We start from the raw sequence: 20857 nt of genomic DNA, 5'->3' as shown, positions 1-20857 counted from the left end.
GGCTTGCAACTGGCCGACCCGCTCCTGGGCCCGGGCCACTTCCAGCGCGCTGCCTGCACCGGCGCTGTGCAGGCTCGACGCCAGGGCCTGGCTGCGTTCGGCCAGGCTCAGGGCGTGCCGGGCGATGCTGGCGCGCCGGGCGTAGTTGCAGGCATCGAGCCAGGCGCCGGTGGTCTGTGCGGCCACCAGCACCCGCAGCCCGTCGGCGGCGGCCTGGGCGGATTCGGCGTCGGCCTGGGCCGCGCGGCTCAAGGATTGCAAACGGCCGAAAAGGTCGAGTTCCCAGGCCACCGCCAGACCCAGGTGATAGCGGCTGCCGGTGCGAATGTGCGAGCTCTGGTTGAGTGCCGCTTCCAGTTGATCGTCCGCCGAGCTGCCATAACCGGCATCAGCGCTGAAGGCGGTTTGCGGTTGGCCCTGGGCGTCGGCCTCCTGCAGCCATGCGCGGGCTTGCAGCAGGTTCGCCGCCGCCACTTGCAAGTCCCGGTTGTGAATCAGCGCCTGCTCCACGGCGGCGTTCAGCGCCGGGTCGCGATACAGGGTCCACCACTGGTCCGGGAGTGGGCTGTTGACGCTGGCGGCGGCAGGGGGGGCAGGGCTGGCTGTGGGCTCGCTCCAGCTGGCGCAGCCATTGAGCGTCGCAAAAAACAAGGCCAGCAGCGACCGTCGATAGAGATCCATGGGGCGCACTCTTGTAAGGGGTGCGGCCACTCTAGAGAGCCGGTCAATCGACCGTCTAACGTGAACTCCCAATCATTTATCTTGAAATGGACATTCTATGGCCGAGGCCGAGGCGCGTGCCAACGCAAAGGTTAGGGCTGCTGGGGGTTTCAACTCAGGAGTTGATAATTATTCTTATTGGTGATTATGATATGTTATTACATATTTTTAAGCCCCCTCAGGAGCCTCACCATGAAAGTGCTTTCATCCCTCAAAGAAGCCAAGAATCGTCACCGCGACTGCCAGATCGTCAAGCGTCGCGGGAGGATCTACGTGATCTGCAAATCCAACCCGCGCTTCAAGGCGCGCCAGGGCGGGGCGAAAAACAAGAACAAAGGCTGAGCCGCGATCGGCCCCGGGCATTCACCCTGGGTCAACGCTCCCTGCTCAATGCCTCACTGGCTGCTTTCTCGGGGCGCTGGCTTGTCGTATGTTTGCGGGCTGTTTCCGACATGGAGGTTTCCCGTGAGCAAATACCAGCCCCTTGGCGATTACTTCAACGCCCTGCGCACCGACTCAGTGACCCTGACCTTCACCGAGATCGAGAACATGCTGGGTTTCGAATTGCCGGACTACACCCAGACCCATACCGCCTGGATCAATGACCCGCAGCGGCCTCAGGCCAAGCAATGGCTGGACGCAGGCTTTCTTAAAGATCGAGTGGATTTTACCCGCCGCGAAGTGTCGTTTTTCCGGGCCCAGCCCCGGATACCGAGCCCGGAGCAAGCCGAGCAGGCAGCGGCCGCCGAGGACATCCGTGACCAGGCCCTGGCTGATGAGCAGCAGCGTCAGATCGAACAGGACCCCCGTCTTAGCGCCACTGAGAAACAGCGCCTGATCCGCTCCCGCATCGGCCAGGACCTGTTTCGCCAGCGAGCGCTCCAGATCGAGCCGCGCTGCCGGCTGACCGGGGTGAGCGCGAAAAACTTCCTTATCGCCAGCCATATCAAGCCCTGGAAAGACTGCAATAACACCGAGCGTCTCGACGGCAATAACGGGCTGATGCTCGCCCCCCACGTCGACCGGCTATTTGACCGGGGCTGGATTTCGTTCGAAGACAGCGGCGAGTTGCGGGTGTCGGCCCAGGCCGCTGAAGTGCTGGGCGCCTGGCACTTGCATGGCGACCTCACGCCCACACCGTTCAATCCGCAGCAGGCGGTTTACCTGGCCTACCACCGGCGCGAGGTATTCAAGCCCTGAGGACGTCCAGCCGTAAAAAAAGCCCTGGCACTGCAGGGCTTTTTTGTGGGCGCGCCGGTGGCCTCAACCGCCTTTGGCACTGACGATGCTCGCCACCTGGCGTGGCTGGCAGTTGAGGTAGGCCGAGGACTTGAGCCAACGCTGGTCGGGGTACCAGGAAAACATGAACTGGCCGTCCTTGAGCTTGTCGATAACCTGGCGGGCCACTTGCGGGCGCACCGCCGGACAACCCTGGCTACGGCCGATGCGGCCCTGGCGCTGGCTCCAGAGCGGGTTCACGTAGTCGGCGGCATGAATCACGATGTCGCGATCACGGGCCCGGTCGTTGAACCCCGGTTCCAGGCCGTCCATGCGCAGCGAATAACCGTGGCTGCCTTCATAGCTTTCCTGGGTGCGGAACAGGCCCAGGCTGGACTGATAACTGCCCAGGCGATTGGAAAACTGCGTGGCGAAATTTTCCCCGGACTTCTGCCCATGGGCCACCAGGTCGCGCAGCACCAGGGTCTTTTTACGCAGGTCGAATATCCACAGACGGCGAGCCGTGGACGGTTGCGAGTAGTCGATGACGGCCAGGTGCCGGGCTTGGCGGGCACCGCTGTTGACCGCGCACTGCATGGCGCTCAGGGCGCTTTTGAGGGCCTGTGGATTGAGTTCCGGGGCGGCGTGGGCGAGGCTGTTGAACATCATCGGGCTTGGGGTGCCGACGGCGAACGCGGGGCTGCAGATGGCCCCCAGGGTTGTCGCTGCCAGGCCCAGGCGGCGCAGAAAAATCAGCATGGGAAGCGGTCTGTATAGCGGTCGGTAAAAAGAGTCCCTACCATTGCGTTGGCTCCTGACATTCTGTGGTTCCCCCGCCAGCGCTTGCTACGCTTGGCCTGCTGGTTCGCGGCAACGGTTGCCGAGGTTGATCCGTCCTATGACGGCCATGGATTTGGAGTAAAGCAGTTGTTCAAAAAAACCGCATGTTACTTGAGCCTTTGCCTGCTCGCTGCGCCATTGGTCGCGACCGCCGACGAACCGATAGTCGATCCGACCAGCCCCGTGCAGTCGGCATTCACCCAGTTATCCCTCGCGTGCCCGGCCCTGGCTGTTCAGATGGACGGGCCGACCCGAAGCCTGTTGCAGGCGTTTTACCAGCAACACAATGACCTTGAAATCTGGTCCGTCGACGGACGCGTGGCGGCCTTGCAGGCTCAATTGCAGCAGTTGGCCGATGACGGCCTCGACCCGGCCAGCTACCCGTTGCCGGCCGATGCGGCGACCCCCGGCGCGTGGTGTGCCGAACTCGATACCAGCCGGCAATATCTCAAGGCCCTGCAGGACCTGCACTACGGCCGTTTGTCGCAGGCGCGTTTCGAGCCGCTGTGGCACGCCAGTCAGGCGCCTGCCGAGCGTGAGGCCGAGCTCCTGGCGCTGGCTGCTCCGGGGCTTGCGGACCTTGCCAGCGCATTCCAGCAGGCGCGCCCGGGCATCGAGCTTTATCAGCGCCTGCGCCAGCTGTATGCCGAGCAGCGCCAGCAGCCGCTGCCCCAGTGGCAGCCCCTGGCCAGCGGGCCGTTGTTGCGCCCGGACATGCAGGACGCGCGGGTTCCCGCGTTGGCCCAGCGGCTGTTCAGCGAGGGCTACCTGAGCAGCCCCCTGGCCACGGACGATAACGCCTATGGCCCGGAGCTGGTAAACGCGGTCAAGAGTTTCCAGCTCAACCATTCGCTGCAGGCCGACGGGGTGGTCGGGCAGGGCACCTTGAATGAACTGAACATCAGCCCTGCCGTGCGCCGTGGGCAATTGCGGGTCAACCTCGAGCGGTTTCGCTGGCTGGCCCAGGACCTGGAGCCCACCAGCCTGCTGGTGAACGTCGCCGCGGCGCAGTTGAGCGTGTACCAGGATGGCGTGCCGGTATGGCAGACCCGGACCCAGGTCGGACGGGCCGAGCGCCAGACACCGCTGCTCAAGTCCCGGGTTACGCGCCTGACCCTGAACCCGACCTGGACCGTGCCGCCGACCATTCTGCGCGAAGACAAGCTGCCGCAGATCCGTCGCGACCAGACCTTCCTCAGCCGGCAGAACCTGCAGGTGCTGGACAGCGAAGGGCACCCCCTGGCCGCGGACCAGATCGACTGGGACAACCCGGGCAATATCCTCTTGCGCCAGGACGCCGGGCCGCGCAACCCGCTGGGGAAAATGGCGGTGCGCTTTCCCAACCCGTTTTCGGTGTACTTGCACGACACCCCGAGCCAGGCACTGTTCAGCAAAGGGCCGCGGGCCTTCAGCTCGGGCTGTGTAAGGGTCGAGCAGGTCATGCAGTTGCGTGATTGGCTGCTGAGCCCGGCCGAACGGGCACGTACCGATGAGTTGCTGGCGACCGGCCTGACTCATGAGTTCCGCCTGGCCAAGCCGGTGCCGATCCTGCTCACCTATTGGACGGCGCAGGCCGACAGCTATGGCCAACTGCTGTATGCCCCGGATATCTACGGGCGGGATGCGGCGCTGCTGGCGGCCCTGGGCGGTAAACCCTGAAGGCTCAACTTGCGGAGCGGGGTTGATAACGGGTGTAATGTTGTTTTGGCATCACCCAGTCAATTCATCGCTTCGCAAGGAAACGGACATGAAACTATTTGCACCGACGCTTCTCCTTTTGCTCTGCGCGTCGGCCAGTGCCGCAATAGGGGAGTGGCAATCGGGTTGGGGTCAGGGCAAGACCGAGTTTTTCGCGGGGGATGAAAGCACCAGTTACTTGAACTTTGCCTGTGACGCCGACGATGAAATGAGCCCGGTCAGCGGCTCGGCAACCATCGCCGGCCAATCGTTCTACTCCCACAACGACAAGGGCGGCTTCGACGTGATCGTCGACGGCGTCGAGTACAGCAACCCGTTCTACGTTGAGTGCAATGCGTGCTCGGGGTACTTCCCGGAGTTCTGGGCGGCCATGCGCAAGGCGAAAAAGATCGAGCTCAAGGCCGGCGCCCTGACCAGCTCGGTGCCGACCAAAGGCCTGAGCAAACTGCTCAAACCCTACAACTCGAAAGAAAACCCATGTGGCACCGGGGCCTGGTAATTCCCCCCGAAGCTGATCAGCCCCGCCTAAGTGCGGGGCTTTTTATTGCCCGGCGTCGCACTCGACATCGCCCGCGCCCATATGCTCGAAACCCGTCAGCGTGATCGAGGTCGAGCCCTGTGAACCATCACCCGGGAGCGATGCGGGCGACGACTCGATGTGCGCGGTCATGATGTTTTCCGGCAGGCCGCCTTCGGGTGTTGCGGAGCCTTCGGTATCGGGCAAGCCAAAGGCCTGGCGCACCTGGGCGGCGTCGAGTGTGCCCTTGAGGGTCAGGGTCAGTTGCTGCAACTCCCCGTGTTCCCAGGTCAGCTCGACGTCCGTCGCCAGCGGGTGGACCCTGCTGGCCAGGCGCGGGGGAAACGCCGGACCTTCGTCGTAGCGATCAGTGTCGTGGCACGGGTCGGTCGGCGCCTGATAATGGCTCAAGGCGCAATTGAAGCGCGGGTCGCGGTGGCCCAGGGTCTTCTCCAGGTAACAGCCCAATTCGCCGGAACTCATGCGTGGCCAGGCCAGCACATTGAGGTTCGGTGCCTGCAACTCGGCTCCCGGAGCCTGGCCGGCAAAGGCCAGTAGCAAGCCGAGAAGCATGAGGCGGGGGGGGCGGTTGTGCATTTTTCGGGTACCTGGACGAGGGGCTGGGCGGTGGCCAAAAGCAGGCGAGACGATACGCGAGTCCTGAGGGCTCGGTCAGCTCCCCCGAAGACAAAATACGCATCCGCCCTTATCGAGGGCGTCGCCGTGGCTGCGCCGCCCGCGCCATGACCTTGCCCCAGACCAGCGCCGCGAACAGCGAAAGCCCCGCCGCGGCCCACAGTGCCGCCGACAGGCCGGTCGTAAAGGATGGAAGAGCCGTCACCAGCGAACCGAAGATCGCGACGCCCAGGGCTGCCCCGGTTTGCCGCGCAGTGTTCAAGGTCGCGGCTGCCACGCCGGCCGCCTGGGGCGCCACGGCCTCCATGGCAGGCGCGGTGGCCGCCGGCGAAATGAAGCCCGAGGCCAGGCCGATGGCGATCATCGAGAGCAGGTTCGGCAGGCTTCCCCCCTGCATCAACCCCAGCGCCCCCATGGCATACAGCACAAACGCCGCGCACATCGGCCAGCGCGTACCGCAGGCCCGAACGACGCGGTGCGAGAGCAGGCTGGCCAGCGCGACCATTGCGGTCAATGGCACAAAGGCCAGCCCGGCGTGCAGCGGCGAATAGCCCCGGATTTGCTGGAAGTCGAGGCTGGTGACAAAGAACAGGCCGTAAAACACCAGGGCCGACAGCGCGGACACCAGGGTCGAGCCGGCGAATATCGGTTGCCGAAACAGCGCCAGGGGCAGCATGGCATGGGGCGAACGGGCCTCGATCCAGACAAAGGCCAGGCCGGCCACGAGGGCAATGGCCGCGCCCGAGAGTATCAGGGGCGACGTCCAGCCCAGCGCCTGGCCTTCGATCAACACCCCGATCAGCGCGGCCAGGGCGACGCTGGCAGCGAGCTGGCCCGGCCAGTCGAAGCGTACGCCCTGCGGCGCCTGCGGATCGGCCAGCAGGCGCCAGGCCAGTACCACGCCACATATGCCCAGGGGCAGGTTGACGAAGAAAATACTGCGCCACCCCAGCCACTGGGTCAGCGCCCCGCCAATCAGCGGTCCGGACGCCATCGCAATACCGCCGCAACTGGCCCATAGGCCGATGGCGCGCGCCCGTTGTTGTGGGTCGGGGCAGGCTTGATGAATCAACTTCAGGGAGCAAGGCACCAGCAGCGCCGCGCCAAGGCCTTGGGCGACACGCGCCGCGATCAGCATCCCCGGGCTTGCGGCAACCCCGCAGGCCAGCGAGGCGCAAGTGAATAGCAGCAGCCCGACCAGGTACAGCTTGCGCGCGCCCCAGCGATCACCCAGGGCGCCACCCGTCAGCAGGGCGCTGGCGAATGCCAGGGTGTAGGCACTGATGACCCACTGCAAGCCGCTGACCGTCACGTCGAGCCCGAGCGCCATGCGTTGCAGGGCGACGTTGACCACCGAGGTGTCGAGCATGATCAGCGCGTAGCTGAGGCTGGTGGCCAGCAACACCTGGCGCTGCTGGGCAGGCACGGGGATGGCGGTCTGTATTGCGGACGCAGGCGTATGGCGCGCGCGGTGCAGGAGCGGGGTATCAGTCGGGGCAACCATGGGCAGGATCCGGTACGGGGGGCGGCTTGCAGTCTAAGTACCCAGGGCTGCCGGACGTTTCGTCACGCATCGAAGTGTCCGGGCAGGGTTCGGGCTACCATGGCCACCCCTGGAGACCGACCATGCCTGTGAACCCGACCCTTGCTTCCACTGCCTTCCTGATGGCCGACCCGGCCCGTGCGGCCATGCTGATGGCGTTGGTGGGTGGTCAGGCACTCCCGGCTGGCGAGTTGGCCTATGTGGCGGGCATCACCGCGCAGACTGCCAGCAGCCACCTGGCCAAGCTGCTGGGCGGAGGTTTGCTGGCGGTCGAGACCCAGGGGCGGCATCGCCTGTTTCGCCTGGCCAGTCCCGAAGTGGCCATCGCCCTGGAAAGCCTGGCGGCGATCACCCCGGTCCGCGACATCCGTTCGCTCGCCCCGGGGCGCCACGCCCGAGACCTGGGTTTTGCCCGCTGTTGCTACGATCACCTGGCGGGGCAGTTGGGCGTCGCCATGACCCAGGCGCTGCAGGCGCGAGGGGTCATCGAACCTGGGCCAGACCAGCAGTTCCTGATCACCGTTTCAGGCCAGGCCTGGTTGGCCGAATTGGGGCTGGACGTCACGCAGGTCAAAGCCAGCCGCCGTGGCCTGGCTCTGCAATGCCTGGATTGGACCGAGCGCGAACACCACCTGGCCGGGCCGCTGGGGGTGCAGTTGCTGAACCTGCTGTGCGCCAGGGGCTGGCTGCGCCGGGTGAAAGCCTCCCGGGCGATCCAGGTCACGCCCGAGGGCTGGGTCGGGTTGCAGGAGCAGTTCGGAGTCGATCAACAATCCCTTGAGACTCCGCGGCTGCCTGCGGATTGAACCTGCTCCGGCTGGGTTTATTCGCTGAATTGGAAGTCGAGCCAGCGATCCAGTTCGTTGAGGGTGTGGTGAGGCCTGTCAGGGATTCTCTCGAGTTTTGCGGCGATTATGTCTCGGTTTGAATCAGACAGCTCATAGCCGCGGGTTCTAAGGAAGTAATCGATGTAGTCCTCTATTTCCAGTGCCTCGGTGGATGAAACGAACACCTTGAAGAGCGCGCCCTGGTATTGCTTGCCATCGTCACGATTCCCACCCAACACATCACCTCTAGGTTCTTGAAAGGGAAGTCGATTCCCTGTTTTAAGTATAGATCTGCTGCGAATCCGCCAAGGGGCCGGGCGGGTAAAAGTGGACGCTGGATCCGCCATTTCATAGGGGGCAAAGCTGTACCTGGAAATGGCTTAAGATCAGCGACCGCTGGAATGACTCCTCTCGATCAAAACAGGACGCGACTTCTATGGATAACGCCTTTTCTCAACTCGGCGAACGTTTGCACAACCGCCGGTTTTCGGTGGCGGACAACACCCAGGGGCTCTCCGGGGCCGGCACGGTGTTTCATTACCTGGTCGAGGGCAACGCCATTTCGAGCACTTACCAGGGCGGCCGGATCCACCTGGGGCATCAGGTCGGACGTGTGACCGGCCCGGATACCCTTGAACTTCTCTTTCATTGCCTGACGACGGAGGGCGAGATTCTGGCCGGCTGGTCCCGGGGGACGGTCGGCGTTGATCAGGCCGGGCTCACCACGCTGGCCTTCACCTGGGGTTGGTTGTCGGGCGCGACGGGAGGAGGGGAGTCCAGCTACGTGGAGCTGGTCCCCTAGCGGCTGAAAAACGCCTGAGCACTCAGGCGTCAGCAACAAGGGGGCACCCGGGGAGTAGTACATTTGTGCTATTGGGGCAACTGGCCAGTCTGCTTAGACTTCCGGCCAGTCTCAGAGGTCGAGACTATCCCCTTCAAGGATCTGTAAATGAAAAAGTGCATCACCCTTGCTGTGCTCGTTTCTGCTTCACTGTTGTTGCACGGCTGCGCCGCCCTGGACTACAACTCCGGGACGCAGGTGTCGTCGCAGCAACTTGCCCAGTTCCAGAAGGGCAAGACTACTCAGCAGCAAGTGACTGCCGCCATTGGCCATCCACCGAAGAAGTCTGAAGTGGGTGGCAAGGAAATCTGGACTTATCCCTACACCAAAATCGCGGCCCTTCCGTTTGCCCCCAACGTCAACGAGAGCACCATTTTCGAATGGTCGTCCAAAGGCGTGCTGCTGGACGTCTACAAGGGCGGTGGCACGCCAGGTCAGTCGGGCAACGCGCTGTTGGATGCAGCCGGGATGTAATAGCTTGCGCCACAACAAAAAGCCCAGCTTATCGCTGGGCTTTTTGCATCCAGGGCCGGTGCCTGTGACTTCCGAGATTCACCCTCGGGCGCGACTCGAGGCCCCGCCACTCCTGCTTACTTCTTCTTGGCCTGGGCCTCTGCGGCAAGGCACTCAAGGGCAAACTGCTCGGTGTACGTCATCTGAATGGCACTGGTCTCGCCCTTGACGGTCCTTTCACCATCCAGGATGTAGCGAATGCGCTTGTCGGTCACGCCAATACGTTTCGCGATCCATGAAGGGGTCTGGCCGATGCGCGAAATCAGCTTGTCGGCATAGTCGGTGGAAGGGTTATAGCGCTCTGCGTTGGGTGTCATGTGACGTCCGGATAAAGGTGGGTCTGTGATGCGTTGGTGGATACGGGACACGGTGCGCCATTTTCCGGGTGATGTCGCGGTTTGAATGGAATGACGCCACGGGTTGTGTGTCGATAATGGCTTGGCACGGGCCTGCCCCCCAAAGTGATGGCTGTGACCAATGAAAGATTTGGTTTTATGATGATCGCCTTTTGATCAGGATGATGACCACCGCCATGGCCAAGCGTAAACGCAAGACACTGCCGAAGGATTTCGATCAGTTGCTGGAGCAGGGCTCGGTTGCCGAGTTGGTTGCCGTGTTCGAAGGGTGCGAGCTTGAAGCCACCGGCGGCTATAGCAAGAACACCGCGCTGGGCTTTTACAACTGTCCTGACGCGCTGGCCCGCTGGCTGGTGGAGCAGGGCGCAGCTATTGATGCCCGTGACACTTACCAACGTACGCCCCTGCACCATCGCAGTACGAGTTGGATCGGTGGCGTCGATCTGCTGCTGGATTTGGGGGCCGATATCGAGGCCCGGGATTACCAGGGCGACACGCCGTTGCATGCCGCGGCCAAGAGCCACAAGGCCGAGGCCATTGCTGCCCTGATCCGCCGTGGCGCCAATGTCGACACCAGGAACCGGCAGGGGCACAGCGTGCTGCATATCGCCCTGGTCACTACGCGCAACGCCGATATCGAGGCCACCGCGAACATCGCCGAGATCCTGTTGGCGGCAGGCCTGCAACGCGATGACAGCATGCTTGCCGAGGTGGAGCGCATCGGCCGTGAATTCGAGTTTCACCGGGCCTCCTTCAACCCGGACTACCTCGAGGCAACGCAAGCCGGCCTGGCCAGTCTCTATCGCCTGTTCGACGTCACTCCGGTCGCCTCGCGCAAGGTGCATGACGGGCAGTCTGCCATCGTGGTAACGGCCACTGGCTGGTTTGAACAGCATCAGCAATTGTGGGCGCTGCTGATTCCATCCTCCGGCGCGGCGGCGACAGTGCAGGGCGAGGTGATCCGCATCAGCGGCCGTATTTCCCAAGAGATTCACCACAACGGCTCGGCCAACTGGGATGCGGATTTCAAGGCGATGTTGACGGCCCTGGTGGGGCACCTGAGCAGTGCCGTGGCGCTGCCTGCTGCCGAAATCGATGAGGCTCGGGCGCTGGCTGCCGCTCTGCGCGGAGGGGACGATGACGCTGGGCAGACCGATCGTCTCTGTGAGTTGGCCGTGCACTGGGTGATTGCCAATCCCCAGCCATTGGCGTTGGCGGCGCCTGCCTACAGCAGGTAAGGGGGCTCGGGCGGGAGTCGGGTCTCGGCGGCGATTCTAGAACGACGTCGCGATGGCAAGGGCCAGTTGCCGGTCAGACATCAGGGGCGGCGGGAAGGACGAGCGATAGTAGCGGGAGGCTTGTTCAAACTGCGCCCCACGGATTTCTCCGTCCGAACCAATGAACGCGAGGGCGTCACTCTTTGCCGGCTTGAACAGCTCCGGAATGTACGAGGTGGCCGCTGTGGTGCCTGCGACCACCACGAACGGAATCACCGTGGTGATCATCAGAGCAGCCTGGAACGGGTTATTGTTTTCCGCGGAAAGGGCTTGAGTGCTGATAGACGCCAGCAGCGCGACTGCCAAAGGTTTCCATAAGTCCATTCCTTGATGCTTCCGTGTCGTCTGGTTGGGGGCGCCACGATAGCAGAGTAGGGCGCTGGCCAGAAACACGGAGCCCGGCACATGGCCGGGCTGGTTGATCGGTGGGGCGCTTGAGCCATTTCACGCTGTCCCGCCCGATGGGGTCAGCCAAAAAGAGCGCGTTGCCATTGTTGTTCACCGATGATGGCGATAGGGCTGCCAGCCTCTCTCAACTCGACCGCTTTCATGATCTTTGTTCCATAGCTGCTATGGCGCCATTGATCATTGCCAATGCTGCCAACGACCAGATAATGAATTTTCTGGCTCACCGCGCCGCCGATGATGCCGCCACGCTCCTGCACCCGTAGCTGGCAGTCTTTTCGTGGCCCGTAGGCCATGATTCCAGTGAACACGAACACTCTTCCATCCCAGGCAAGATCGGGTTCGGGACGATTGAAGGGAAGGTCGTTGGGGGCGCTGAAGGTTTGATCACTGGCCTTCGGCTTTTCGGTACTCAGGCCGGAAAAGCTCTGCAGCAGCCCGATAAGCTCAAGGGATTCCTCGGCATCCAGCACGCCGTCCAGGAGCATGTTGGAGAGCCTTGAATACAGCAGGTTGATCACCGGGTCATCGAGGTGGACGAGGTTGGTTTCAAGCCAGTCCCTGAGGAACAACCCTTCAGCGGTTGAGACCACGCCGTCAGCGGCAAGACCTGCTGCTAGGCCGACGAGGGCGTCAGCTGAGCGCCTGTCTATCCGTGAACCATGGAAGTATTTGCTGCGTTCGAATTCGCTGTGAATGTCGGTCATGTGAACTCCTTTTCTGAATGTCATGTCGTTGCGACGAAAATCCCTGTAGGGCCAAAACAGAAGCGTATCCAGCCTGGGCCGATGGTGGTCCAGTCGCTTGACGCTTTTGCGAGTCGACCCGATTGCACCGTTCAACGCCGGCGGGTGATCACCGGCTATCTGGTCATTTGGCGAGCTGGGATTTGAGCCGCTTCAGTGACCAGCGCTCCCTCTCTTCCGTACGAGGCGGGCCATCGGGCCATAGAGTGCTCCTTTGCAGCTCCATGTCCAATGTTTCTCCCTCAAAGCACCCACTGCATGTGCGTTTCAGATGACGCCAAACGCTCCAGTGAAGGCTTGGAAACAAACGCCACCACCCAACGAAGGACTGATCGTTGAGCACCTTTTTCACGGCGCTCGTAGGTCAAGAATGCCTGCTGAGCTGCGGCATAAGGCGCTGTATCAAACAAGCCCAGGGCGCGCTGCGAAACGATCATTCATCGTCCCCGTAGTAGTTGACGCCAATGCGGATGATGTCCCGCCCCTGGTCCTTGCGATGGTGGTTGGTGTCGCGCAGGGAGTAAATGCAGCCACAGTATTCCTGCTGATAAAAACGTTCGCGCTTGCTGATCTCGATCATCCGCGCCGAGCCGCCCCCCTTGCGCCAGTTGTAGTCCCAATAGGTGACACCTGGATACTTTTGCGCGCTGCGGATGCCGCTGTCGGTGATTTGCTTCATGTCTTTCCAGCGCGAGATACCGAGGGAGCTGGAAATCACACTGAAGCCGTTTTCATAGGCGTAGAGCGCGGTCCGTTCGAAGCGCATATCGAAGCACATGGTGCAGCGCACGCCGCGCTCGGGCTCATGCTCCATGCCTTTGGCGCGTTCAAACCAATTGTCTTTATCGTAATCGGCATCGATAAACGGCACCTTGTGCTCTTCGGCAAAGCGGATGTTCTCATCCTTGCGCAATAGGTATTCACGCTCAGGGTGAATGTTCGGGTTATAGAAGAAGAGGCTGTAGTCGATACCCGAGGCAGTGATCGCTTCCATCACTTCTCCCGAACAGGGTGCGCAGCAGGAGTGCAGCAGCAACTTGTCCGCGCCGTCGGGAAGGCTCAGTTGAGGCCTTTTGATGTCTGTCATGACCGTGTGTCCTGGGTATAAAGTGCTCCGGTAGCCTGTCGGCCAAGAGGGCAGGGCAGCTCAGCGCTCAAACCGCGCGGTGTGCGGCGATGTTGCAATAGTGTCCTTTGAAATACAGCAATGGCTGCGTAGCAGCAGCTTCCTGCAGGTTCAACGCCTTCACTTCACCAATCACGATCAGGTGATCACCTGCGGCGTGTTCGGCGTGAATTTCGCAATCAAGCCAGTGCAGGCTGCCGACAATGATCGGATTGCCCAGCGGCGATTCCTGCCATTCGACTCCATGCCACTTGTCCGTGCCGCGCCGAGCGAACTGATTGGAAATCCTGACCTGCTCACCCGACAGGATGTTGACGACGAATCGACCTGCCTGGCGGATTTTGGGATAGCTGGCCGAACTCGACATGACACTGAATGACACCAGCGGCGGGCTCATCGACACGCTATAAAACGACTGGCAAGTGAAGCCAATCGGCTCGCCATCAAGGTGTGAGGTAATCACCGTGATACCGGATGCGTAGTGCCCGAGCGCTTCGCGAAAGCTCAATGGCTCGATAGGGGGGGCAGGAAGTGACATGGAAAATCCTAAATATTGGGTGCAACTCGAAAGTGCCAAGGAAGGCCTGAAGCAACTCGGTAGTTTTTCAAGACCGCATCAATCCCCCTGTACACCCCCTTGCGACTTTGGCTCAGTACGGGTTCGAGAGCTCTCTGCGGACAATTTCTGCTCCGGCACTTAACGCACTCAGCTTGCCCCGTGCAACTCGGCGAGATAAGGGAGCCATGCCACAGTTAGTGCAAGGATAGAGCTTGTCGGCATCTACAAACTGAAGCGCTTTACGTAGGGTATTGGCTACATCTTCGGGTGTTTCAATGGTGTTGGATGCCACATCAATGGCCCCGACCATCACTTTTTTACCTCGAATGAGTTCAATGAGATCCATCGGCACATGAGAGTTGTGACATTCCAGTGAAACTATATCGATGCTGGATTTTTGCAGCTTGGGAAAGGCCTCTTCATATTGTCGCCACTCTGACCCCAGAGTCTTTTTCCAATCGGTATTGGCTTTGATGCCATAGCCGTAGCAAATATGAACAGCCGTCTCACATTTAAGGCCTTCAATTGCCCTTTCCAGGGTGGCCACCCCCCAGTCGTTCACCTCATCAAAGAACACGTTAAAGGCGGGCTCATCAAATTGGATAATATCAACACCGGCAGCCTCTAATTCCCTGGCTTCCTGATTGAGGATTTTGGCAAACTCCCAAGCCAGTTTTTCGCGACTTTTATAATGGTTGTCATAAAGCGTATCGATCATCGTCATGGGGCCTGGCAGCGCCCATTTAATGGGTTGCGTGGTCTGCTGCCGCAGGAACTTGGCATCTTCAACAAAAACGGGCTTTTGTCGAGTCACCGCACCCACGACCGTCGGTACGCTGGCATCATAGCGATCACGAATTCTAACGGTCTCGCGTTTCTCAAAGTCTACGCCGCTGAGGTGTTCAATAAACGTAGTTACAAAGTGTTGACGGGTTTGTTCGCCATCACTGACAATATCAATGCCGGCTTGTTGTTGTTCTTGCAATGCCAAACGCAAGGCATCCTGTTTGCCCTCGATCAATTCCTCATTTTGCAATTTCCAGGGTGACCAGAGTGTCTCAGGTTGTGCAAGCCAAGAGGGTTTGGGCAAACTGCCGGCAGTGGAGGTGGGCAATAGTTTTTTCATGATAAATGACCTTGTGATTTTAATGAGTCAAAGCGCGTAATTGGCAGACCACTGCTCTAGAACGGTCTGGTAGGGTTTGATGAAGTTTTCCTCAACAAACTTGCCCTGCTCAATAGCCAGACGGTTACGTTCTTCTCGATCATAAACAATCAGCGTTAATGAATAATCCTGGTGTTTCAAGCTGGGCTGATAGGATTTTCCGGCCGCTGAATTCGCATTGTAAATCTCAGGGCGGTAAATCTTTTGGAAGGTGTCCATCGTGCTGATGGTGCTGATTAGCTCAAGATTGGTGTAATCACTAAGCAAGTCGCCTGAAAAATAAAAGGCCAAAGGTGCGACACTGTTTGCAGGCATGAAGTAGCGAACTTTCAAGCCCATTTTCTTGAAGTAGTCATCAGTCAAGGAGTATTCATCTTGCTGGTATTCAATGCCCAATACAGGATGCTGGTTTTCAGTCCGGTGATAGGTCTTGCTGCTCGAAACGCTCAGGCATATGACAGGCGGTTTATTGAAGTGGTCTTTGTAGGTGTTTGAGTTTACGAAGCTCTTGAATAGCTTTGCATGCAGATCTCCAAAATTATCCGGAGTGCTGAATCCTGGCTGATCCTTGTTGTGTCCCAACAACAGCACGCTAAAGTCATAATCTCGCACATAAGAGGAGAAGTTATTGCCTACGATGCCCTCAAAGCGTTCATTGGTCTTTCGGTCAACGATGTTTGTTTTCAATATTTCAATCAGGGGGATGGCGTTGCCACTGCTCTCAACATCGATATCCATCTCGACGGAAATGATTTCAAGCTCGACAGTATAACGATCGCCTTTGGGATTATCCCAATGCGCCAAGGCGTTGAAGCGGTTGTCAATCATCCTCAGGGTGTTGCGTAAATTCTCTTGTCGGCTCTTTCCTCTGGCCAAGTTGGCAAAGTTGGTAGTGATGCGCGTTTTTTCGGAGGGGTGATAATTCTCGTCGAAATAAATGCTTTTAATGGTAAATTTAAATTCTTTGCTCATTATAATATTGCGCCTTAATTTCTGAGATAAAGCATTGATTTTTATGGCTTTATACTCAGTGATATTTGTATTATCTGTAATTAGGACGTATTTTATGCTGAGCCAATGCTTGAGTGAAAATGAATTGATTTCACTAAATCGTTAGCCATATTCATGATGTGTTGTACAGCCAGTCGTAAAAGACCCTGTCACGCAGATGGGGAGTGGCACGGCAGTGGCCGAGTTGAGCGGGATCTTTGTTTGAACGCACGAACACCGGGCTTGTCCGTGCGCTAGCTCAAGGAAAAAAGCTCGGGAGATACGAGTCGTTGACCCAACGTCAACAAACTGGAAGTGTTGCAGTTATTGGAACTTGGCATGTCCGTGTCAAAGCTGGGCAAAGACTTCTGACGTCCCGCCAGACCATTATTGGGATTAGCGGGAAAGCCAAGGATGAAATTTATCAGATATCCCTTCAGCACCTATAAAAGATACTAAAAGCTTGGGGGAACATAAGGAATATTTTGGCATTTGCCGTGAAATATTTCCCCATTCTGAATTTTGAAAAGCACTATTTTTCTGGCTTTATTGACCGTCGCTTCAAGTGTGCAGTCGGAACTATGACCGACATTCTCGTAATACTCGGTATAGGTCAAACCGTTCGCTCCCGGTGTCAAGGAAGTTCCGGCCGCTTCAGTGGTCGACCACTGAGATGATTTGTACCACGTCATAACGACAAGTGTGCCTGCGTCAGGACTTTGCGTTGCCTTCATCGTATCGGGCCTGCCAAAAAAATTCAGCGCCTCTTGGGCATCGCGACCTTCCCAACGATTTTGAGCAATGACGGAACAGCCACTGCTGATCATTATGCTTGATATTGCCAGTATTAAAGAAAGCGGTTTAATCCATTTATTTGTCATGGTTTTTTACTTATCTGGCCTTTGCGGGTGGGGGGTTGTCTAGCATCTGCTCCAACTCTTCCATTGGGCTCTTTGGCGGTGCTTGTAACTCGGTGATCATCCCAAGCATTTTCATCTGATCGAACTTGCCCAATGACAGCATGCCGTTGAAGACTCGATCCTGGGGGTTGCACACAAAGGCAAATGTATATAAAAGCGCCTTGTCATCCAACGTATGCCATTCATTGGAAACCTTCAAATCCCGGCGTGCGTTACTCGTTCTCTCTATTGATGTTCCTTTAAGAAAGCGCGCTCTGTGCTTGGAGCACTGGACTTCAACTGAATAGACATCCGCCAATGGCTTGGCTGGGTCGGCGAAAACCTGGTTAACGTTTACTGACTGAAACCCATCCGCCGCTTGACTTCGTGGTGTCATGGAAGTGAGATCGGCGACAAACACTATGTTGTTTTTGCCCGTGCCTGTGCTAAAGACACTCCACCAGTCGCCAATGGGATTCGCTTTGTCAGCTATCGCTGAAGTGGAGGCTGTGAGCAGCAATGTGAGTGTTATGACGCCTTTATTTAATCTCAAAAATTCTGACATGCTGCGTCCTACCTCCTGGAATATAAATTTGACATCTGTTTGCATGAAGAAATTAAGTCATCACGCTAAAAATTTAACCCGCCAACCAAGTGGCTTGCCCTGGCGATAGTTTGTGGTCAGCACGATGCTGCCATGCTCGTAGCGTTTGGTGATGAAGTTAAAAGATCAAGTCAGCTTCATTACGACCAAAAATCAAATAATACATTTCATCGATCATCATCAGCTTCGAGCGTTGAACTACCCAGGCAAACGCCGCTAGTGATGCCGTGCGACCCGTTGCAGCGTCAAATTGGCAGCAGTAGTCGGGACTATGATTGTCGCAGGAGCGAAGAGTCAACTAGCACACATGTGCTATTCCAAGCGCTTAAAGCAACTCTGAAAACGACCTCTCGATCTTGTGAAATTCCCACCACGCACAAACGAAACAGTGGGCCTGCTTGACCAGGGGATTTTGGTTTCGGCGGTCCAAAAAGCAGGCCTTTGCACCTGGCTGAGGTGTGGGGGACTGGCTACCACAACGGACGTTAAAGAAAGCAGGGGAGGAGTGGGGTGTCAGGGAAGTCGCTCCTTGAGCATAGGCACGGATACAAAGGTCACTCGTAAAAAACACTTATAAATCAATCAATTAAGTGATTTTCAAGAATTCAAGATACAAAACATTTCAAAACTCCCGTGTACAGGTGCGGAATGCCAAGCGTAATTTCACCCTCAAGCTGTGCGGTCAACGCTGTTGGGTCTGCAATGGAATTCAGCCTGTAGCATCCCGGATCTTCATGCCTTCACCGGGTTTGCACCTACAACAATAGAGGGAGCTATCCGTGAACTGCATTTTCTGTGCAATCGCCAAGAAAGAATCACCGGCTGCCGTTGTCTACGAAGACGAGCAGTGCCTGGCATTTCTCTCCATCCAGCCGATTACTCCTGGCCATGTCCTGGTCATTCCCAAGGCCCACGCAAGTGGCCTGGGTGATATCCCTCCTGAAACCTGTGGCCACATGATGCGTGTGGGTCAACGGGTGGCGGCCGCCCTGCGTGAAAGCGGCTTGAGCCTCAACGAACAACCCTGTGAAGGTATCAACCTGCTGCTGTGCGATGGCGCTGTGGCTGGGCAAACCGTGGGGCACGCCCACCTGCATGTGCTGGCGCGCTTTGTCGGTGATGGTTTCAACCTGGGGCATGCGGACCTGCCACTCGCGACGCCCCAAGTGTTGGGCGAGCGCGCAGAGCAGATCCGTCGAGCCTTGACCGCGTTGCCACCGGTTTAACTGTAAGTTTCTTTTAGTTTAAAGGCACGCCCGTAATAAGAGGGTTGGGTGCCTTGCTGTGCGCAGTCCGTAAATCATCAACTTGTAGGTGTCTACGCAAGGAGGCGAAGCTATGTATTGTACTGTGGAAACTTAAGTTGCGCTGGGCTGAACTAAATACTACAGATCACAACAAGAAGGGGGTTCTCATGCCGTCACTCGCCAGTAATAAGGCTGCCTTGCCTTCGGCAAGTATGCAGTTGGTAAAAGATGATTCAGCCGGATCGGCCATCTACAGTTTCTATGATTCAGTACTCCAAGAGTTGTGTCAGTCTGACAAGGTTAAAGTCAGGCAAGTGGTTACTCCTGCACAGTTTATCGAACTGTCTCGTGCCCGCAGTCGGTTGTACGGGCAACGAAAGATTTACTACAAAACGCTGTTTGGTAACTCGGTCGATGAAAGCGTCTGCCTGGATGAATACGATTCCCGTTCTTACGTGTTTGCCTTTTATTATGACGGTGAAATTATCGGCACCCAGCGTATTACGCCTTTTCCTCATGAGTCGGGCGAGTTCATCAGCCATGAACAACTGGTGCAGTTCTCCGGGCCCAATTACGAGCGTGAATGCGTTGAACTCTCGCGACTTATTGTCGACAAGCATTCCCCGGTCAAGAACGTGGTCAACGGATTGGCCATGACTGGCGCCTCGCTGGTCGCCCTGGAAGGCGGCTACAAAACGTTCATCACCTACGTAAAGCCGAGACTTGCGCCAAAGTTTGACAGCTTCGTCTTTGATCAGGACGGTATTTTCTTCCAAATCAAGGCTCGCGGCGATCATTACTACGCCCTGTACAAAGGCGATCTGTTGCCGTCGGTCACGCCTTTCTTCGGCCTGCAAAGCTGCCCCGCAGACCTGAAGGACGTTGATGACTTGATTCGCTACACCTTGGCCGCCCGTACCGCTATGCACTCACTGGCGGTATGAGCATCCCCAAATAACGACAACATTGAGGTTGATCCAAGATGGAAGCCAGGAACAAAGAAGTGGTTATCGAGTTTTACGAGCGCATGTTTGGCCAGCGTGAACTGGCGGTCGCCGATACATTGATTGCCGAGGAATATGTACAACACAATAACGTATTTATTCCGCCGCGCCGGGAAGGCTTCAAGACCTACTTTACGCAGTTCTTCAAGACGTTCCCCGAGTCGGGTACCAGCATTGAACGGGTCTGTGCGGAAGGCGACTATGTGTTCCTGTATGCCAAACATTGGGCCAAGCACAAGTTCTTCACCGTGAATTACAAGGTGATCGATATTTATCGTGTGGAGAACGGTGTGTTGATGGAACACTGGGACACTATCGAAGGCTTGGGGTTCTTCTCCAAATTCATCTACATCATTAAGTCCGTGTTGCGCCTGTAAGTCCGTGTTCGCCTGAAAGTAAAAAAAGCGTCATAAGCGATTTATCAACCCCCCCAAGGAAGAGAGTGAAATGACTGAAGTGACCGAGTTTCGCAAAGAGCTGAAAGCCGTCTGTGATGCCGAATGGGAAAAGATCAAGGTCGGCCGTTTTTTCCAGATGATGAAGCGCCCAGAGTTGCAGCGTGAGCTCTACATCAAGTCGATTGTTCAGGTGTATCACTACACCAAGAACAACGCGATCAACCAAGCGGTGGCGTGCTGGAACCAGGACCACAAAAAGGTCGGCTTGCTGCGCTTTGCGATGAAGCATGCGCTGGAAGAACTGGGCCATGAAAACATGGCGTACAACGACCTGATCGCCATTGGCGTCGACAAGTCCGAGTTCGAAAAACCAATGCTGCCGGCCACCGAAGCGTTCTACGGTTACCTGGATTTCGTCTCTGTATGCCGCGGCATCATTCCACGGCTGGGCTACAGCTTCTGGGCCGAAGACTGCTACGAGCACCTCGAGCCATTGATGGACGTATGCAAAAACCATCTCAAGCTGACCGATAAAGAACTGACCTTCTTCGTCGCCCACGCGATCATCGACGAGAAACACTCCGAGCAAGTCAACGCAGCCATCGACCGCTGGGTCGAGACCGACGAAGAAAAAGAGGCGGTCAAACAAGTCGCACGCACCACGGTTTACTTGATGGGCAAGATCCTCGAGTCGGTCGCCGACGAGTTCTAAGTCTTGGCAACAGGCG

The 20857-nt window shown here is 57.8% G+C and carries 26 protein-coding genes; 12 read left to right on the top strand and 14 right to left on the bottom strand.

Annotated features, from left to right (window positions below):
• Positions 1-681, bottom strand: a 681-nt coding sequence (locus ACOZJV_RS30245) for a TolC family protein (RefSeq protein ID WP_421549198.1), incomplete at its 3' end; no start/stop codon positions are given.
• Between the two features lie 231 nt (positions 682-912).
• Here ACOZJV_RS30245 and ykgO point away from each other — a divergent pair.
• Both ykgO and ACOZJV_RS30235 read left to right on the top strand, forming a co-directional pair.
• Positions 913-1062, top strand: coding sequence for a type B 50S ribosomal protein L36 (ykgO, locus tag ACOZJV_RS30240; RefSeq protein ID WP_020297337.1), 150 nt, complete (start codon positions 913-915; stop codon positions 1060-1062).
• A gap of 123 nt (positions 1063-1185) precedes the next feature.
• Positions 1186-1920 (top strand): HNH endonuclease, encoded by a 735-nt coding sequence (locus ACOZJV_RS30235; protein ID WP_421549197.1) that lies wholly within the window; start codon positions 1186-1188, stop codon positions 1918-1920.
• A 63-nt stretch (positions 1921-1983) separates the two neighbouring features.
• On the opposite strand, the gene ACOZJV_RS30230 is transcribed toward ACOZJV_RS30235, so the two are convergent.
• On the bottom strand, positions 1984-2697 hold the full coding sequence (locus ACOZJV_RS30230) for a murein L,D-transpeptidase catalytic domain family protein (protein ID WP_078468618.1): 714 nt from the start codon (positions 2695-2697) through the stop codon (positions 1984-1986).
• A gap of 168 nt (positions 2698-2865) precedes the next feature.
• Between ACOZJV_RS30230 and ACOZJV_RS30225 the strand changes: the two genes are divergently transcribed.
• A complete protein-coding gene (locus ACOZJV_RS30225) occupies positions 2866-4437 on the top strand; it encodes a L,D-transpeptidase family protein (protein ID WP_421549196.1) in 1572 nt (523 codons plus the stop codon).
• Between the two features lie 88 nt (positions 4438-4525).
• Positions 4526-4975: a hypothetical protein gene (locus ACOZJV_RS30220; protein WP_421549195.1), complete on the top strand. Its 450-nt coding sequence runs from the start codon at positions 4526-4528 to the stop codon at positions 4973-4975.
• A 42-nt stretch (positions 4976-5017) separates the two neighbouring features.
• On the opposite strand, the gene ACOZJV_RS30215 is transcribed toward ACOZJV_RS30220, so the two are convergent.
• Both ACOZJV_RS30215 and ACOZJV_RS30210 read right to left on the bottom strand, forming a co-directional pair.
• Positions 5018-5590, bottom strand: a complete 573-nt coding sequence (locus ACOZJV_RS30215) for a hypothetical protein (RefSeq protein ID WP_421549194.1) — start codon at positions 5588-5590, stop codon at positions 5018-5020.
• A gap of 109 nt (positions 5591-5699) precedes the next feature.
• Positions 5700-7133 carry an MFS transporter gene (locus ACOZJV_RS30210; RefSeq protein ID WP_421549193.1) on the bottom strand — a complete coding sequence of 478 codons (1434 nt, stop codon included), beginning with the start codon at positions 7131-7133 and terminating at the stop codon, positions 5700-5702.
• 122 nt (positions 7134-7255) lie between these two features.
• On the opposite strand from ACOZJV_RS30210, the gene ACOZJV_RS30205 reads away from it, so the two are divergent.
• The 3 genes from ACOZJV_RS30205 (at position 7256) to ACOZJV_RS30195 (ending at position 9314) form a co-directional block, all read left to right on the top strand.
• Positions 7256-7978, top strand: coding sequence for an ArsR/SmtB family transcription factor (locus ACOZJV_RS30205; RefSeq protein WP_421549192.1), 723 nt, complete (start codon positions 7256-7258; stop codon positions 7976-7978).
• Between the two features lie 457 nt (positions 7979-8435).
• Positions 8436-8801, top strand: a complete 366-nt coding sequence (locus ACOZJV_RS30200) for a hypothetical protein (RefSeq protein ID WP_421549191.1) — start codon at positions 8436-8438, stop codon at positions 8799-8801.
• A 147-nt stretch (positions 8802-8948) separates the two neighbouring features.
• A complete protein-coding gene (locus ACOZJV_RS30195; protein ID WP_078468626.1) occupies positions 8949-9314 on the top strand; it encodes an outer membrane protein assembly factor BamE in 366 nt (121 codons plus the stop codon).
• A gap of 116 nt (positions 9315-9430) precedes the next feature.
• Here ACOZJV_RS30195 and ACOZJV_RS30190 read toward each other — a convergent pair whose 3' ends face one another.
• Positions 9431-9670, bottom strand: coding sequence for a hypothetical protein (locus ACOZJV_RS30190; protein WP_020297345.1), 240 nt, complete (start codon positions 9668-9670; stop codon positions 9431-9433).
• Positions 9671-9885: 215 nt separating this feature from the next.
• Here ACOZJV_RS30190 and ACOZJV_RS30185 point away from each other — a divergent pair, with 215 nt between their 5' ends.
• Complete coding sequence (locus tag ACOZJV_RS30185) at positions 9886-10947, top strand: ankyrin repeat domain-containing protein (RefSeq protein WP_421549190.1); 1062 nt, start codon at positions 9886-9888, stop codon at positions 10945-10947.
• A gap of 36 nt (positions 10948-10983) precedes the next feature.
• On the opposite strand, the gene ACOZJV_RS30180 is transcribed toward ACOZJV_RS30185, so the two are convergent.
• The 9 genes from ACOZJV_RS30180 to ACOZJV_RS30140 all read right to left on the bottom strand — a co-directional run bounded on the left by ACOZJV_RS30180 (position 10984) and on the right by ACOZJV_RS30140 (position 17441).
• Positions 10984-11310, bottom strand: coding sequence for a DUF2388 domain-containing protein (locus ACOZJV_RS30180; protein WP_201131555.1), 327 nt, complete (start codon positions 11308-11310; stop codon positions 10984-10986).
• A 143-nt stretch (positions 11311-11453) separates the two neighbouring features.
• Positions 11454-12098 (bottom strand): BRCT domain-containing protein, encoded by a 645-nt coding sequence (locus ACOZJV_RS30175; RefSeq protein WP_421549189.1) that lies wholly within the window; start codon positions 12096-12098, stop codon positions 11454-11456.
• A gap of 281 nt (positions 12099-12379) precedes the next feature.
• The gene (locus tag ACOZJV_RS30170; protein WP_421549188.1) at positions 12380-12574 is read right to left on the bottom strand and encodes a hypothetical protein; all 195 of its coding nucleotides are present in this window, start codon (positions 12572-12574) and stop codon (positions 12380-12382) included.
• On the bottom strand, positions 12571-13224 hold the full coding sequence (locus tag ACOZJV_RS30165; protein ID WP_421549187.1) for an epoxyqueuosine reductase QueH: 654 nt from the start codon (positions 13222-13224) through the stop codon (positions 12571-12573). Before ACOZJV_RS30165 ends, ACOZJV_RS30170 begins: the two co-directional genes overlap by 4 nt.
• A gap of 67 nt (positions 13225-13291) precedes the next feature.
• Positions 13292-13801, bottom strand: coding sequence for a flavin reductase family protein (locus ACOZJV_RS30160; protein ID WP_201131552.1), 510 nt, complete (start codon positions 13799-13801; stop codon positions 13292-13294).
• Positions 13802-13913: 112 nt separating this feature from the next.
• Positions 13914-14948: a methionine synthase gene (locus tag ACOZJV_RS30155; protein ID WP_421549186.1), complete on the bottom strand. Its 1035-nt coding sequence runs from the start codon at positions 14946-14948 to the stop codon at positions 13914-13916.
• Positions 14949-14975: 27 nt separating this feature from the next.
• On the bottom strand, positions 14976-15959 hold the full coding sequence (locus ACOZJV_RS30150) for a DUF1852 domain-containing protein (RefSeq protein WP_421549185.1): 984 nt from the start codon (positions 15957-15959) through the stop codon (positions 14976-14978).
• 473 nt (positions 15960-16432) lie between these two features.
• A complete protein-coding gene (locus ACOZJV_RS30145) occupies positions 16433-16858 on the bottom strand; it encodes a hypothetical protein (protein ID WP_078468633.1) in 426 nt (141 codons plus the stop codon).
• 10 nt (positions 16859-16868) lie between these two features.
• On the bottom strand, positions 16869-17441 hold the full coding sequence (locus ACOZJV_RS30140; protein WP_421549184.1) for a hypothetical protein: 573 nt from the start codon (positions 17439-17441) through the stop codon (positions 16869-16871).
• Between the two features lie 818 nt (positions 17442-18259).
• Between ACOZJV_RS30140 and ACOZJV_RS30135 the strand changes: the two genes are divergently transcribed.
• The 4 genes from ACOZJV_RS30135 to ACOZJV_RS30120 all read left to right on the top strand — a co-directional run bounded on the left by ACOZJV_RS30135 (position 18260) and on the right by ACOZJV_RS30120 (position 20841).
• The gene (locus tag ACOZJV_RS30135) at positions 18260-18706 is read left to right on the top strand and encodes an HIT family protein (protein WP_078468635.1); all 447 of its coding nucleotides are present in this window, start codon (positions 18260-18262) and stop codon (positions 18704-18706) included.
• A gap of 188 nt (positions 18707-18894) precedes the next feature.
• Positions 18895-19671, top strand: coding sequence for a hypothetical protein (locus ACOZJV_RS30130; protein WP_238596105.1), 777 nt, complete (start codon positions 18895-18897; stop codon positions 19669-19671).
• A 38-nt stretch (positions 19672-19709) separates the two neighbouring features.
• Complete coding sequence (locus ACOZJV_RS30125) at positions 19710-20108, top strand: nuclear transport factor 2 family protein (protein WP_020297373.1); 399 nt, start codon at positions 19710-19712, stop codon at positions 20106-20108.
• Positions 20109-20178: 70 nt separating this feature from the next.
• Positions 20179-20841, top strand: a complete 663-nt coding sequence (locus ACOZJV_RS30120) for an iron-containing redox enzyme family protein (protein ID WP_020297374.1) — start codon at positions 20179-20181, stop codon at positions 20839-20841.
• Positions 20842-20857: the final 16 nt, after the last annotated feature.

This window comes from Pseudomonas sp. QD4, assembly GCF_049199125.1.
Lineage (GTDB): Bacteria > Pseudomonadota > Gammaproteobacteria > Pseudomonadales > Pseudomonadaceae > Aquipseudomonas.
The sequence above is the reverse complement of the archived record's forward strand: the minus strand, read 5'-3'. Positions and strand labels throughout refer to the sequence as shown.